This is a genomic window from Faecalibacterium taiwanense, assembly GCF_036632915.2.
GTDB lineage: Bacteria > Bacillota > Clostridia > Oscillospirales > Ruminococcaceae > Faecalibacterium > Faecalibacterium taiwanense.
The window spans coordinates 1151614-1164634 of sequence record NZ_CP155552.1 but is presented as its reverse complement, the minus strand read 5'-3'; the positions used below and the strand labels follow the sequence as shown (position 1 = coordinate 1164634).

Sequence of the window (13021 nt, the reverse complement as noted above, 5' to 3'; positions counted from 1 at the left end):
TTCTCCTGTCAGCGCAGTTCTTCCAGCAGAGCCGTGCAGCCTTCCAGCACATCCTGCCAGGTAGCCTCAAAATCCCCGGTATACCACGGGTCGGCCACATCGCCGGGGCGACGGGTATGATCCATCAGCAGAGACACTTTATGCTCCGGGTCGCCGCCCACAAAGCGCGCCATATTGCGCAGGTTGTTGTAATCCATGGCGATCAGATAATCGTAGGTTTCGTAATCACGCCGGGTCATCTGCCGGGCGGTTTTACCCTCGCAGGAGATGCCGTGCTCGGCCAGCTTCCGCCGGGCGGGCGGATAGACCGGGTTGCCGATCTCCTCGGTGCTGGTGGCGGCGGATGCGATTTCAAACTGGTCGGAAAGTCCGGCTTTGTCCACCAGATCTTTCATCACAAACTCGGCCATTGGGCTGCGGCAAATGTTGCCATGGCAGATGAAAAGCACTTTCGTCATGTCAAAATATTTCCTTATATCGTATCATTTTGAATTTTGCACACATGCGTGCAAAATTCAGTTCTGCTTCAAGAACTCCCGCAGCACATCCTCCGGGCGGAGTGTATGGTTCGGGTACTTTTCCCGCAGCGGTGCGGCGGCACCATCCATAATGTAGGGCACACCCACAATGTCCAGCATCGACGCATCGTTATAATTGTCGCCAAAAGCCATCACATCGGCAAGGGCGATGTCCAGAGTCTTGCAGATGCTGCGCACACCGATGCCCTTGTTGGCAAAGGTGGTGTCGATCCAGTACGGCCCTGCCACAGCGCAGTTCGCCTCTTTCCATCGTGGGACAAACCGTTCCGTGTAAGATTCTACGCCTTCGTGCAGATACACCGATACTTTTGTGATCTCCTCCGGCACCTCGGAAGGGTCATGGATGATTTGATAATTGTTCCCGATGAACTGGATGCGCTGGAGCATTCCCATGCCCCGCTCCATCAGGTAGGCGGTATTCTGACCGGAGAGCATCACTTCGCCCTGCCCGTCGCTGCGGGTCCACAGGTCGTTGGCAATTTCTTCGGCCAGCGCACGGGGCATCGGGTTCTTGGCGATGCACTGTTCGTCCTTATAGATCACGCCGCCGTTCTCACAAAGAAACACACAGCAGTCTGCCACCGGTGCAAAGAGCTTGCGCAGGCTGGTATACTGCCGACCGGATGCCGGGCAAAACAGAATGCCGCGCCGATGCAGCTCCCGTATCTGCTCAAAGATCTCGTCTTCCAGTTCCTTTTTGCCGTATTGCAGCAGCGTACCGTCAATATCGCTGCAAATCAGTTTGATTGACATTTTCCGTCCTCATTTTTCAAGATAATTTTAGGCAATTCCCCGGCATCCAGAACACGGATGCCTTCGTCCATCAGCATCTTGGCAAAAACACCCTGTCCGGGAATCTTTGTCCCGGAAAACGTTCCGTCGTAGATTTCCTTCACGCCGCAGCTGGGGCTGCGGGATTGCAGGATGGCAAGCTCCACCCCATTTTCTTTTGCGATGGCAAGGGCCTTGGCTGCGCCCGCCCGGAACTCCCGGTCCACATTGATGCCCTCCTTGTTCGTGACAACGCCCTGCGCGATTTCCGCCGGGCACCGCGGTGTGGGCAGGCCGCCCAGCACCTCCGGGCAGACCGGAACCACCTGATGCCCCCGCGCAAAATCGCAAACCGCCTGATTGTAATTGTTTCCGCCGCTGTATTTGCAGTTTTCGCCCAGCAGGCAGGCGCTGACCAGAATCTTCATTGTTGCGCGCTCCGTTTTTCAGATACTGAATCTTTTACCTATTCTACCACGCTTTTGGGCATTGAAAAAGAGGATTTTGCTTTTTCCTATCCCCATACCGGGAGGTCCGCCGTAATCTTTTCTAATTCCTGTGCAAGAAACGTCAGTCTTTCCCTCAGATGGTTGTTATGCGGTGCATCTCCGTTCAGCAGATAGTCCGTTCTGACATTCAGGCAGGACGAAAGATCCTGCAGCAACTCAATCGAGCAGCAGCGGCTTCCCGTTTCAACTTTTGCAAGATGGTTCGCACTAATATTCAGCATTATACTCAGCTGTTCCTGTGTAATCCCCTTCTTTTTCCGCAAATCGCGGATTCAAATTCGACTTTATTTCACAAAAGCGAATTTGCTCATAAATTACCACAGAGTATTTTTTCCGTCAAGTCCTTTTTTGCGGCGGAACGTGACAAATTCACACAACAAACTCACAAGAATGAATATCTGCACTCGAATTACACATATTTCACTATAAACTCGTTTCAAAAACATCAATATGCCTTAGTTTGCAGCGCAAACATATCAAATTTTCTACGTTTTTCACAGGTCTCATTTTCACGATTCAACGCAAAAAATTGAACGCTGTTAGCGTTTAACAAACGCATATAGTGTGCCTACTCATTTTATCCATCCCATTTATACACAGTTCCGAACCAAAAGAACCGCATAAAGTTCTCATCAAAAAACAGGGAGTGACATCAAATCACTCCCCGTTTGCATTGATTGTATCAGAGTTTCGTCATCCAGAGCCCATGCAGATTGCAGTATGCGTAAACAGCCACCGGCTTTTCACTTCCCAGTTCAAACACCGCGTTGGGAGCCTGCCCCGGATTCAGATAGCGGATCTGCCCGCTGTTCTCAGTCTCCACAAAAATCCACTGAATATAGTGAACATCCGCCATGGGGTGCTCCACCGCGCCCACTGTGACCGTGAGACGACTGCCAGAAAGCTCTGCCACCGGCAGATGCTTCTCGCCGCTGGCTTCCACCGTATTGGGAACCAGCTCTTTCATTTTCTCCCCGCAACAGACCAGCGGAACGCCTGCGTTATGGATGGTAGTGACGAGGTTGCCACAGTGATTGCAGATGTAAAACTTTTCCTTCATATCGAAATCCTCCATCGGAATGTTATCGGTGTGTTTCTTGTGTCTATATGATAACATTTCCTAGTTATGATTTCTGTAACTGAATCACGCAAAGCGTTTTTGGGCTCACTTGCAATAAATCTCAATGGCTTTCTGCGCAAATTCTGCGGCACCGGCACCGCCGGCAGCATTGATGTTTTCCGTAAACGCTCCGCCTGCCCCATACATCTGCCCCAGCTGATTCAGGATCACCTTGGAACAGTTATAGTAGTGCTCTGTGATAAACTCCTGCAGCTTCTTCACCTGTGCCTGCACTTCAGAGTCCGCCGGGTCTTTGCTCTGCATCCCGCCGAATGCCGCCACGATGTCCATCAGTTGACTGCTCATGTCCTTGACCTCTTTCTCGGTCTTATGGGCAGTTTTTTCCTCAAACTCTTTGTATTCCGGCGTTTCGCCCCATTCCTTTTTGGCCTGCTCGGTATACTTCTTGATCTTCTGCGTATCAAATGCGGTTAAGTCCATAACCATTCCTCCTGTGGATCGAATTTTCTGCGCAAGGCCGATCAGATTTTCAAGATGCTGCTTTTTCAATGTCAGAAGTGTGATCTGCTGTTCCAGTGCTTTCTGCCGGTCAAAAGCAGGATTCTCCACGATTTTCCGGATGTCCTTCAGCGGAAATTCCAGTTCCCGGAACAATAAGATCTGCTGCAAACGTTCCAGCGCGGCATCGTCATACAGCCGATAGCCTGCTTCGGTACGGCCCGCCGCACGCAGCAGACCGATTTTATCGTAATATTGCAGGGTCCGGATGCTCACTCCGGTCCGCTTGCTCACTTCGTTCACTGTCATCATCTTGCTGTCCTCCCTTGCGACAGCCACAGTATACGCTATGACGCTGCGTCAGGGTCAAGAGGTTTTCTGAAAAATTTTTCAGCCTTCCCTCTGCTCCACGATTTCCAAGCTGTCACGCCCCACACGGCAGAGCAGAAACAGCACCCGCACACCTGCGGCCTTTGCTTCGGCCAGTGCCGTGCCAAACTCCGGCTGTGTGCTGACATTTGGCCGCACCTCAATGATGCCTTCCATCTGAATCACGAAAGCCACTGCGCATTGATATCCCTTCCGTTGTGCCTGTGCCAGCTCGTGCAGGTGCTTCACACCGCGCTCGGTAGGTGCATCCGGGAAATAGCCGATACCGTCCACTTCCAGTGTGCAGCCTTTGACTTCCATCAGATACTTTTGCTCGCCCTTTTCCATATAAAAGTCGATGCGGGACTTCCCATAGGTGAATTCCGGCTTGATATAGTCGTAGCCCTGTTTTGCAAGCCACTCCCCTACCACCTTATTGGGTGCCTGACTGTCCATATTGACCCAGCCGAGGCCCTGCTTGTGTACCGCCACAAGGTCGTATTTTGTTTTGCGTTTCGGGTTATCCGACACTTCCAGCCGAACTGCCGTACCGGGCAGTAGCAGTTCCTTGCACCGCCCGGTGTTCTTGACATGGACGGTTTCCACTGCTCCATTCACTCCCACATGGGCAATAAAGCGGTTGGGACGGTCAACAAAAATGCCATCTGCGATTTCTCTGTATTTCAATCTTTACTCCATTTTCAGTACAGGATTCGGGAGCCATGCCCATCCTGTTTACCAAGATACAGTTCCACGACCATCCTGCCGCTTTCACTGTTGCAGAGTTCTTGCCTGATACACCCGCTCCGTCCGGGCATCAAAGCAGCAGAAAATCACCTGCATGGCGTAATCCGCATGATCTTCCAGCCACTGCGCCACCGTTTTAACTGCAATCGCTGTGGCATCCTCCAGCGGGTAGCCATACACACCGGTCGAAATTGCCGGGAACGCAATGCTGTGGACGTCATGCTCTTTGGCAAGGTCCAGCGAATTGCGGTAGCAGTCCGCCAGCTGCGCGGCATCCTCTGCTGTGCCGGGATAAATCGGCCCTACTGTATGAATGATATACTTTGCTTTCAACCGGTAGCCCTTAGTGATTTTTGCTTCTCCGGTGCGGCAGCCGTGCAGCGTGCGGCACTCCGCCAACAGTTCCGGCCCTGCTGCCCGGTGGATGGCACCGTCCACACCGCCGCCACCCAACAGGCTGCGGTTGGCTGCATTCACGATGCCGTCACAGTCCAGTTTGGTAATATCACCCTGCACCACTTGAATCTGATTTTTTACTTTTTCAGAAATCATTGTAAACACCTCACTTTTTGAGCAGCTCCAGCGCCTTGTCCATGGGCACACAATCGGCATAGCGGTCCGGCCAGAGGAACTCATTGTAATAGTGGTAGCTCTGCTCCCCTGTCATGTACTCGTTGTCCTGCGTGGAATTTGCATAGGCAGGAACGATCATGTGCAGGCCATGCTCAAAGCCCGCCTCCACCGTTGCATTGATGCAGAAGTCGGTCATAATGCCGCAGACCATCACATCTTTTTCGCCCTTTTCCGTCAGATATTCCAGCAGACCGCTTTCTTTTTTGAACGCACTGCATACGGTTTTGACGAACCGTTTTTCAGTCAGCAGTGGCGCAAACCCGGAATAGACCTCGAATTCATCGTCCCCGATGGAGAAACCGGTGCCGGGCCCATCGTCATGCTGGACATAGACGACCTCAATTCCCTGTTCGCGGGCAGTCCGGATTAGTTTCCTGATGTTGCTGACAAACTTTTCAAACGCATACAGGCGTTCATCCACGATACCTTTCTGTGTATCCACAACCAGTAAAACCATGTGTAAGCCCTCCTGTTTTTCTTTGATTTCATGCTACCATAGACCGCCGTTTTCTACAAGCAGATTCGAAAAATTTACTTCTTCCAAAGCCTGTCTGATGGGTTTGTTATGGCTCCCCATCGCCGCAGCAATCCACAGGCGGTTTTGAAAGATAAATCTCCTTCATTTTCTTTCTGCTTAACGGCAGCAATAAAAAAGACCCCCGCAGCGTATGATTTGACGCCGCGGGGTTTCTCAATTGTTCGGTTTGTATTGCAGCACCTTCTGGGAGAACGTCCGATCGAAGAACTGGATGAAGGGTCCAAGGCAGAACGCACAGATCAAGGTGCCAAGGCCCACAAGGCCACCCAGCAGCCAGCACAGCAGGGCGCTGAGCGCATCGGTGAAGATGCGGCACCCGAAGTACGGGCAGGGTGTGTAGTCCCGCAGACCGAGGGAAAGGTAATCGTAGGGTGCGATGCCGAGGTCGGCGGTCTGGTAGAGCGAAGCGCCCAGCGCCGTGACCAGCACCGCCGCGATGACCCACGCCAACTGCACCGCCAGCGACGGCGCGTCGCCGAAGTGGGCGTGAATGGGGTCATAGAACGCCGTGACGATGTACCCGATGCAGATGCCGTTGACGAAGGTGCCAAGGCCGATGTACTTGCGCCCGAACCAGAATTCCAGCAGGAAAAACAGGATGTTCGTGCACAGGTTCTGGGTGCCCAGCGAGATGCCGAGCAGCTCCGCCAGCCGCATGTTCAGGGCGCTGATGGAGTCGTTGCCGAGGTGGGACTGCTTGAAAAGCGCAATGCCAAGGGCGATGATGACGATGCCCGCCACCATGCCCACCACCCGCCGGGCAGTCGGTTTGCGCAATGCGGTGCCGTTCATAGGGGATTCTCCTTTAGCGTTTCTTTTCCCCTATTATACGCCTACTTTGGGCGGGAGACAAACTATTTATGGAAAGATACAACGATATACGGGGGATCCGCCTTACCCCTTTAATCTCACCTCAATCCGTTCTTTCTCCAGCCTCTCCCCGATCACGATGAGCACTTTCTGCCCCTTGGGGATAGCGTTTGCCGTCAGGCCGTCGGCGGTGGCGTTCAGCTCCACCCAGCCGTTCTCGTCCTGTACGAAACCTTTCGCCCGCAGCACATGGCCGCACGCGGGGTCGGTGAAGAGGGCCGGGATATTCTGTTCGAGCTGCTGGCACGAGAGGCCCAGCTCCAAAAAGTAGGCCGAACCAAAGGCCCTATGCGGTTGGCGTTACCCGCTTCTAATTATAGCAAAAGGAGGTTCTTTTTCTACCGTTTCGACGCTACGGCTCTTTTCTTCCACAAGCATAGCTTGTGGTTTTCTCTATGAATAAGAGCGGGGCCTTGCAAAGGGCTCCGCTCTTGTTGTCTAAGAAAGTATTGCCATTTCGAGACAGAAAGAATATACTTATATTAAATGATAAATATATACCGGTTTACAATGCATATAGCGGTCAGACAGAAACCATGCAGGCAAAATGGGCTAACCTGAAAAAAATGGAAGAAGAAACATTTGCAAAGATTATTATAGGAAAAGCAGATATCAGCGAATTTGATACTTTTGTTGAAAACTGGAAGAATCAGGGTGGTGACCAGATTCTCAAAGAGATTAACGAAGAATTAAATAATAGCTCTGGTAATTGATTATAGGCAGTATGAATCATAAGTATTTATGATGGAGCGAGGAGAAAAGAGATATGAAGGATTTTGAAAATGATTTGATTTATTATCCTAATCCGGACCCGGTCAAGGAACCGAGATTTATTTTAAAATCTGTAGATGAATTGGAAAAATCAACAAAATACAGTGTTACCTGCAATGGAACAGAGCGTGTGGTATACCATACAGATTCGTTTGACTATGTTGTAGTAGTAGATAACGAAGCGTATGATCTGGAGATTTCAATCCATACACCATATGAAAAACTTGAAATCCGTCCGTCCAGCTTTGGCATAGTTCCTTTTGTAAAAGGAGAAACAGTCCATATCCATCTTGATGAACCGAGAAAGTTTACTGTAGAGACAGATGGTGGTCTTCATGATGCATTGTTTGTGCTTTGCTCGCACAGGATTGAGAAGCCGGCAGATACCACCATCTGCTTTGAAAAGGGCAAGGTATATAATGTAGGAGTTCTTACCTTAAAGTCCAATGATACGGTTTACATAGAGGAAGGTGCTGTTGTATCAGGTTGTGTATACGCAGACCATTGTGACAATATTTCCATTGTAGGAAACGGAATTATCAACGGAGCCTGCTGGCATCTGCCGGACAGTAATGCAGACCGTTTCTTTATCTATGCCAAGTGGTGTAATAATGTACTCTTAAAAGGCTTTACTGCTGTAGACGGTCCTTCCTGGCATGTAGTTCCTGCGGCGTGTGACCATGTTGTGATTGATGATATGAATATTATGTCGAGGATTGTAACGGGAGACGGTATTGATATTACGAGCAGCCAGGACGTAGAGGTAAAAAATTGCTTTATCCGTTCCACAGACGACAGTATCTGCATCAAATCCCAAAGATTGTTTGAAGATCCGTCAACGGTACGTGACGTAACAAAAGTGCGTGTTCACAATAACGTGATCTGGAATGCAGAACCCGGTAATGCCATAGAGCTTGGTTATGCCCTCCAGAGCGAAATCCACGACCTAGTATTTGAGGATTGTGATATTATACACTGCCAGTATGAAGGAAACATGGGTGGTGCGGCGCTTTCCATCCATCAGGCAGATGGCGGCCATGTTCATGATATACATTATAAAAATATCAGAGTAGAGCAGGCAGAACAGAAACTGTTCGATATTAAGGTTCTGCTCTGCAGATATACGGAACAGCTTGCCAAAGGAGAGATTAATGATATCTATTTTGATAATATCCAGGTGCTGAACGGAGATATCCCGGTCTCCATGATCCGGGGGTATCAGACACCGACAGAAGAAGTACGTGTCCATGATGTCCATTTTGATAACATTACTTTTATGGGGAATAAGTGTGAAACCTGGCAGGATATGCGGCTTGTTACAGAACTGGCAAATGACATTTATGTCAATGGTGCCAGAATATGCAGACAGATGAAATTCTGAGAATATCACCATATAGAGATGGTTTTATTACTTGCAGCAAGGAGGGTATTTATGGAACAAAGCAGCATGCTTTTCCAAAAAGACGGAAAAAAATATTTACAGCTGGACTGTGAAAATGCAAAAGAGCTTTCTATGAAATGATATGTACCCGGTTTTCTGGACACCGGTTCAAAATTGAATAATTAAGCTTCCATCATGGATGCTTCCCTGAATTTAGAGGAGGCATCCATTTTGTTTTCGCTTGAATCCTGCTGTTATTGTAATAGTCGATATAATCAACAATAGCTTTGGAGAATGCTTCAAAGGAAGGATAATCTTTCTCAAAACCATAGAACATTTCATTTTTCAATCTACCAAAGAAGGTCTCCATAATACAGTTGTCATAGCAGTTACCTTTTCTGGACATGGATTGAATGATTCCGTGTTTCTGAAGTTCACTGCGGTAGAATGCGTGCTGGTATTTATCCTTTGGTAATCTCCAGATAAACACTAATCTCCATGATTGTTACCATTGAAGGAATACATTTGCGACGATCTTCGGGCATACCGAATAAGATTTGCATTGGCAGTTGAAAACAGCTCAGGTTACCTATCCACCAGAAGATTCACGATTTGATGGATGGTGTCCTCCTCATCCGGGCAGGCCCGGAGCAGCAAGTCCACCTCCAACGACTGCATAAAATACGCTTCCAGCCGTGTGCGCTCATCCGATTCGTCCTCCGCGTCGGAAGAGAAAGGATCAGGTTCACTCCCCTCGGTTTTATTCCACTCAGTCTTATTTCCTCGTGATTTTGCCGTTTCCTGCTGCGCTGAATCCGCGGCACCGGAACCGTTCTTTTCACGATTCCGGAAACGCGGGTCTGCAAAGTTTTTGACGTAAATCAGATTGGGTTTTCCCAGCCCGCGCCGTTTGCGCTCAATCAGACCAAACTTTTCCAATTCCCGGAACAGTTTGGTTGCCTTGTTGTCTGCGCAGCCCAGTGCATCCATCACTTCCTGCACAGGAAAAATGATATACACCCTTCCCTGCTCATCCAGCCATCCGTTTTTCACCGACAGCCCCATGCGGTCCAACAGGATGCCGTACAGCGTTTTGGCATCAGTGGACAGGTCCTTGAATTTTATGTCCCGGAATAAAATTTTGGGCACCCGGAAATACGAGAACATCTCGCCCGACTGCCCATAGAAATAGTCAAACATCCTGACTTCCTCGCTTGTTCTGCCTTGTCACATCCTTGACACCTCCGTTCGTAGTATGATGAAATATGTATGACTATCGTTATTTTTCTTTACAAAGATGGCCTGCCATGCTACAATAGCCGCATCTACGGCCACCGGACAACAGGAAAGGAGTATCTCATGGCCAAAACTGCCGACACCATTGCCATCTATTCCCGCAAGTCCCGCTATACCGGCAAGGGCGAAAGTATCGGAAATCAGATCGACCTCTGCCGCGAATATATCCGCACTCACTACGGCGATGCTGCCGCGGAACATGCCGTTGTCTTTGAGGACGAGGGCTTTTCCGGCGGCAACCTGAACCGCCCAGATTTCAAAAAGATGATGACTGCGGCCAAGGACCGGAAATTCAAGGCCATCGTGGTCTACCGTTTGGACCGCATCAGCCGCAACATCAGCGACTTTTCCAGCCTGATTGAAGAACTGGGACGGCTGGGCATCAAAACAAAACCGGGCGTTCGTTCACCTGGTTTTCCATCAGGTCGATTTTGCAGAATCCTGTCTACCTGATTGCAGACAAGGACGCCTATCAGTATTTTGTGGACAATGAGGCAGAACTGTTCGCCCCGGAGTCCGGAAAAAAGGCAAGCCCTCCTTCATAAATTACAGTAACCGTTTATGATACTATGGGGAGGGGTCGGCATGTTTTTATCTCTTCTGAAATTTTTTGCCACAAAGTTTCTGGTTCTGGCGCTTCATCTGGAAAGCGGCAGCTTTCCGCGGCCCCTCTCTGCCCGGGAGGAAACCGAAGCCTTTTCCGCACTGCGTGCCGGTGACCCTGCCGCACGGGAAAAACTGATCCGGCACAATCTGCGTCTGGTGGCACACATCGTAAAAAAATACTACGCCCTGCCCGGCGATCAGGACGACCTTATTTCCATCGGCACCATCGGCCTGATGAAAGCAGTGGATACTTTCGACTCTGACCGTCGGGCACGCTTTTCCACCTACGCCAGCCGATGCATTGAAAATGAGATCCGGATGCAGTTCCGCCGGAACCGCAAAACCGGCGGGACCGTCTCGCTGCAGGAAGCGCTGGAATCAGATGGTGACTCTGCGCTGACGCTGGCCGATGTGCTGCAGGACAGCTTCTGCATGGAGGACACCTGCGAAACGCAGGACGATATCCGCCGGATGCGGCAGCTGCTGGACGGCCTGCCCGCCAGGGAGCGACAGATCATTCTGCTGCGGTATGGTCTTTCCGGCCAGCCGCCGCTGACCCAGCTGGAAACTGCAAAACTGCTGGACATCAGCCGCAGCTATGTTTCCCGTCTGGAAACTCATGCGCTGGAACTTCTGCGCCAGCGGTGGGATGTTCCGGGCACAAAAAAAGCGCAGAGGTGAACGGTGTGCTCACCCCTGCGCCATGCAGTCAGCTATCCAGAATTTTCAACTGCAGTTCGTCCAATTGTTCAAAAGTATACAGTCGATTCAGCGCTTCCACCAGCTCCTTTTTGGAAAGACGCGGCGGCAGGCCCAGCGCGTTCAGAAGCTTTGCCTTGCGCTCGGCGCTGCCCGGCCTGCCGGAAAGCCCCCACTCGTAGAGGTCGGTATAGGTGATCTGCCGTCCTTCCGGGCGGGCCGCTGCGGCACCCGCCTCAGCGCCAAGGGCATCCCGCAGCGCCTGTAGAACAATGGCATCGTCCACGCCCTCGACCCCCAGCAGGCCCTCCTTGCCGGGCTGTTCCTTGCGCTTTTCCTTGCCGTGGATCGCGGGCACGTAAGCCTGCACCACATTCTTTTCTCCCACCAGATTGGTGATGTAGGTGCGGATGCGGAAGCCTGCTGCGTCCGAATCCGTGAGCAGGATCAGGCCGTTTTTCTGCGCCAGCGCTTTGAACAGCTGCTGGCGCTTTTTGTCGCTGTAAATGCCAAAGCCATCCGTCAGCAGGATCATGGCATCGGTCAGATGGGAGAGCCGGGCCGCATCGTACTTGCCCTCCACAATGAGCACCCGGCCTGTATGGATCATTTCGTTTTCCTTCATCGTCCGCTCCCCGCCATTGCCAACCGGCACAGCGCTGTTTCCAGCAGGATCTGGTCATCGGTAGGCTGGCTTTTCAGGCTCTGGTCCAGTTCCAGCAGCACCTGCATACAGTTTTCGATCTGGCCCAGCGTGTAATGCGAGGCTGTTTCGGCCGACCGCTTGAGCCGGTAATCACTGCCCTTATAGCCAAAATCCTTGAATACCGTGCTGTAATTTTTCCGTTTTGCTGCCCCCAGCTTGACCCGGTACAGATCCACATAGCTGCCGATCATGGCCGCTGTAATGGCAATGGGCTCCTGCTGCAGGCGCAGCAAAGTCTGCAGCTTTTTGCAGGCACCTGTGGCGTTTTTGGCCGTGATCATGCGGATCATCTCGAACACGTCTGCTTCCAGACTGACCGTGCCCATTTCCGCCACCATCGCTGCCGTGACCGTCTGATACCCGGACAATGCACAGAGCTTGTCCACCTCATTTTCCAAAAGGAACGGATCCTCGCCGCAGCGCTCCAGCAGCGCCGCCGCTGCGCCGTCCGGCAGGGTGGTTTTCTGCTCCTTTGCGCGATCGATCATCATCATTTTCAGTTCAAAGGGCTTGGGCTTAGCCAATTCTTCGGTGTAGCCAAGCGCCTTGCACTGCGCGATCAGCTTCTGTGCGCGCTTGCCTGTTTTGAGCTTGCTGCGCTCCAGTTCAAACACGCTGCCCAGCACCACCACAGCATTTTCCAGACTGGAAAGGGTGCTGTTCAACTCTTCCAGATCCTTGTCACTGTAAGCTGCAGGGTCGATCTCCGGCAGCACCACCACACGCCGGGTACCAAAAAATGAGATGGTGCCCGCCGCCATGATGAGCTGTTCGATCTCCGGCGCAGCTCCATCCAGAGCCGTGGCATCCTCGTCGCTGTCTGCGGTCAGGATGCGGGTGATGGCCGTGACCGCCTGCCGCACCAGATACCGCTCACTGGAATAAAAATAGTAGACCGGGCAGCCCTTGTCCGCCAACTGCCGGAGTTTTGTCTCGGTCGCCATGCAGGCACCTCCCTTCTCTTATGGTGTTGTTCTATTGTACCACACTCTGCCCGGATTGCAAAG

18 protein-coding genes and 1 pseudogene are annotated in these 13021 nt (G+C 51.3%); 4 read left to right on the top strand and 15 right to left on the bottom strand.

The annotated features are described in order from the left end of the window. Positions 1 to 8: 8 nt before the first annotated feature. From PXT33_RS05910 to PXT33_RS05860, 11 genes are all read right to left on the bottom strand, one after another. Positions 9 to 458, bottom strand: coding sequence for a low molecular weight protein-tyrosine-phosphatase (locus PXT33_RS05910; RefSeq protein WP_332376098.1), 450 nt, complete (start codon positions 456 to 458; stop codon positions 9 to 11). Positions 459 to 515: 57 nt separating this feature from the next. Then, entirely contained in the window at positions 516 to 1292 is a 777-nt protein-coding gene (locus PXT33_RS05905) for an HAD family hydrolase (protein ID WP_332376097.1), read from the bottom strand. Then, on the bottom strand, positions 1277 to 1738 hold the full coding sequence (locus PXT33_RS05900; protein WP_332376096.1) for a DUF523 domain-containing protein: 462 nt from the start codon (positions 1736 to 1738) through the stop codon (positions 1277 to 1279). The genes PXT33_RS05905 and PXT33_RS05900 overlap by 16 nt, the downstream gene beginning before the upstream one ends. A gap of 86 nt (positions 1739 to 1824) precedes the next feature. Further along, positions 1825 to 2040 (bottom strand): helix-turn-helix domain-containing protein, encoded by a 216-nt coding sequence (locus PXT33_RS05895; RefSeq protein ID WP_217210226.1) that lies wholly within the window; start codon positions 2038 to 2040, stop codon positions 1825 to 1827. Between the two features lie 461 nt (positions 2041 to 2501). After that, positions 2502 to 2879, bottom strand: coding sequence for a desulfoferrodoxin family protein (locus PXT33_RS05890; protein WP_291017549.1), 378 nt, complete (start codon positions 2877 to 2879; stop codon positions 2502 to 2504). A 105-nt stretch (positions 2880 to 2984) separates the two neighbouring features. After that, on the bottom strand, positions 2985 to 3710 hold the full coding sequence (locus PXT33_RS05885) for a MerR family transcriptional regulator (RefSeq protein WP_332376095.1): 726 nt from the start codon (positions 3708 to 3710) through the stop codon (positions 2985 to 2987). Between the two features lie 78 nt (positions 3711 to 3788). After that, positions 3789 to 4454: a DNA/RNA nuclease SfsA gene (gene sfsA, locus PXT33_RS05880; RefSeq protein ID WP_291017542.1), complete on the bottom strand. Its 666-nt coding sequence runs from the start codon at positions 4452 to 4454 to the stop codon at positions 3789 to 3791. 84 nt (positions 4455 to 4538) lie between these two features. Continuing rightward, the gene (locus PXT33_RS05875) at positions 4539 to 5066 is read right to left on the bottom strand and encodes an O-acetyl-ADP-ribose deacetylase (protein ID WP_291017539.1); all 528 of its coding nucleotides are present in this window, start codon (positions 5064 to 5066) and stop codon (positions 4539 to 4541) included. A 10-nt stretch (positions 5067 to 5076) separates the two neighbouring features. After that, positions 5077 to 5604, bottom strand: a complete 528-nt coding sequence (locus PXT33_RS05870; RefSeq protein ID WP_055191168.1) for an isochorismatase family protein — start codon at positions 5602 to 5604, stop codon at positions 5077 to 5079. A gap of 234 nt (positions 5605 to 5838) precedes the next feature. Continuing rightward, the gene (locus PXT33_RS05865; protein ID WP_097771470.1) at positions 5839 to 6477 is read right to left on the bottom strand and encodes a YitT family protein; all 639 of its coding nucleotides are present in this window, start codon (positions 6475 to 6477) and stop codon (positions 5839 to 5841) included. Between the two features lie 102 nt (positions 6478 to 6579). After that, positions 6580 to 6744: a hypothetical protein gene (locus tag PXT33_RS05860; RefSeq protein WP_332376094.1), complete on the bottom strand. Its 165-nt coding sequence runs from the start codon at positions 6742 to 6744 to the stop codon at positions 6580 to 6582. A 206-nt stretch (positions 6745 to 6950) separates the two neighbouring features. Between PXT33_RS05860 and PXT33_RS05855 the strand changes: the two genes are divergently transcribed. Next, positions 6951 to 7268 (top strand): hypothetical protein, encoded by a 318-nt coding sequence (locus PXT33_RS05855; protein ID WP_298638451.1) that lies wholly within the window; start codon positions 6951 to 6953, stop codon positions 7266 to 7268. 53 nt (positions 7269 to 7321) lie between these two features. Then, positions 7322 to 8707, top strand: a complete 1386-nt coding sequence (locus PXT33_RS05850) for a glycosyl hydrolase family 28 protein (protein WP_249253956.1) — start codon at positions 7322 to 7324, stop codon at positions 8705 to 8707. 193 nt (positions 8708 to 8900) lie between these two features. On the opposite strand, the gene PXT33_RS05845 is transcribed toward PXT33_RS05850, so the two are convergent. Together PXT33_RS05845 and PXT33_RS05840 are read right to left on the bottom strand one after the other, a co-directional pair. Next, complete coding sequence (locus tag PXT33_RS05845) at positions 8901 to 9077, bottom strand: IS3 family transposase (protein ID WP_405002400.1); 177 nt, start codon at positions 9075 to 9077, stop codon at positions 8901 to 8903. 221 nt (positions 9078 to 9298) lie between these two features. Then, positions 9299 to 9907 (bottom strand): annotated as a pseudogene (locus PXT33_RS05840) (replication initiator protein A); the annotation flags it as partial. A 69-nt stretch (positions 9908 to 9976) separates the two neighbouring features. Here PXT33_RS05840 and PXT33_RS05835 point away from each other — a divergent pair. Together PXT33_RS05835 and PXT33_RS05830 are read left to right on the top strand one after the other, a co-directional pair. Beyond that, complete coding sequence (locus PXT33_RS05835; RefSeq protein ID WP_405002399.1) at positions 9977 to 10456, top strand: recombinase family protein; 480 nt, start codon at positions 9977 to 9979, stop codon at positions 10454 to 10456. A 132-nt stretch (positions 10457 to 10588) separates the two neighbouring features. Continuing rightward, a complete protein-coding gene (locus PXT33_RS05830) occupies positions 10589 to 11290 on the top strand; it encodes a sigma-70 family RNA polymerase sigma factor (RefSeq protein WP_332376092.1) in 702 nt (233 codons plus the stop codon). A gap of 28 nt (positions 11291 to 11318) precedes the next feature. On the opposite strand, the gene PXT33_RS05825 is transcribed toward PXT33_RS05830, so the two are convergent. Next, positions 11319 to 11933, bottom strand: a complete 615-nt coding sequence (locus tag PXT33_RS05825) for a toprim domain-containing protein (RefSeq protein WP_097774702.1) — start codon at positions 11931 to 11933, stop codon at positions 11319 to 11321. Next, a complete protein-coding gene (holA, locus tag PXT33_RS05820; protein WP_332376091.1) occupies positions 11930 to 12958 on the bottom strand; it encodes a DNA polymerase III subunit delta in 1029 nt (342 codons plus the stop codon). Before holA ends, PXT33_RS05825 begins: the two co-directional genes overlap by 4 nt. Positions 12959 to 13021 lie beyond the last annotated feature (63 nt).

What these genes read in the sequence shown, in the direction of transcription:
- PXT33_RS05855 (WP_298638451.1), top strand. Translation starts at nt 6,951, where the DNA reads ATGAATAAGAGCGGGGCCTTGCAAAGGGCTCCGCTCTTGTTGTCTAAG.
- PXT33_RS05865 (WP_097771470.1), bottom strand. Translation starts at nt 6,477, where the DNA reads ATGAACGGCACCGCATTGCGCAAACCGACTGCCCGGCGGGTGGTGGGC.
- PXT33_RS05885 (WP_332376095.1), bottom strand. Translation starts at nt 3,710, where the DNA reads ATGATGACAGTGAACGAAGTGAGCAAGCGGACCGGAGTGAGCATCCGG.
- PXT33_RS05870 (WP_055191168.1), bottom strand. Translation starts at nt 5,604, where the DNA reads ATGGTTTTACTGGTTGTGGATACACAGAAAGGTATCGTGGATGAACGC.
- holA (WP_332376091.1), bottom strand. Translation starts at nt 12,958, where the DNA reads ATGGCGACCGAGACAAAACTCCGGCAGTTGGCGGACAAGGGCTGCCCG.
- PXT33_RS05830 (WP_332376092.1), top strand. Translation starts at nt 10,589, where the DNA reads ATGTTTTTATCTCTTCTGAAATTTTTTGCCACAAAGTTTCTGGTTCTG.
- PXT33_RS05905 (WP_332376097.1), bottom strand. Translation starts at nt 1,292, where the DNA reads ATGTCAATCAAACTGATTTGCAGCGATATTGACGGTACGCTGCTGCAA.
- PXT33_RS05875 (WP_291017539.1), bottom strand. Translation starts at nt 5,066, where the DNA reads ATGATTTCTGAAAAAGTAAAAAATCAGATTCAAGTGGTGCAGGGTGAT.
- PXT33_RS05825 (WP_097774702.1), bottom strand. Translation starts at nt 11,933, where the DNA reads ATGAAGGAAAACGAAATGATCCATACAGGCCGGGTGCTCATTGTGGAG.
- PXT33_RS05910 (WP_332376098.1), bottom strand. Translation starts at nt 458, where the DNA reads ATGACGAAAGTGCTTTTCATCTGCCATGGCAACATTTGCCGCAGCCCA.
- PXT33_RS05900 (WP_332376096.1), bottom strand. Translation starts at nt 1,738, where the DNA reads ATGAAGATTCTGGTCAGCGCCTGCCTGCTGGGCGAAAACTGCAAATAC.
- PXT33_RS05845 (WP_405002400.1), bottom strand. Translation starts at nt 9,077, where the DNA reads ATGGAGACCTTCTTTGGTAGATTGAAAAATGAAATGTTCTATGGTTTT.
- PXT33_RS05850 (WP_249253956.1), top strand. Translation starts at nt 7,322, where the DNA reads ATGAAGGATTTTGAAAATGATTTGATTTATTATCCTAATCCGGACCCG.
- PXT33_RS05895 (WP_217210226.1), bottom strand. Translation starts at nt 2,040, where the DNA reads ATGCTGAATATTAGTGCGAACCATCTTGCAAAAGTTGAAACGGGAAGC.
- PXT33_RS05835 (WP_405002399.1), top strand. Translation starts at nt 9,977, where the DNA reads ATGACTATCGTTATTTTTCTTTACAAAGATGGCCTGCCATGCTACAAT.
- PXT33_RS05890 (WP_291017549.1), bottom strand. Translation starts at nt 2,879, where the DNA reads ATGAAGGAAAAGTTTTACATCTGCAATCACTGTGGCAACCTCGTCACT.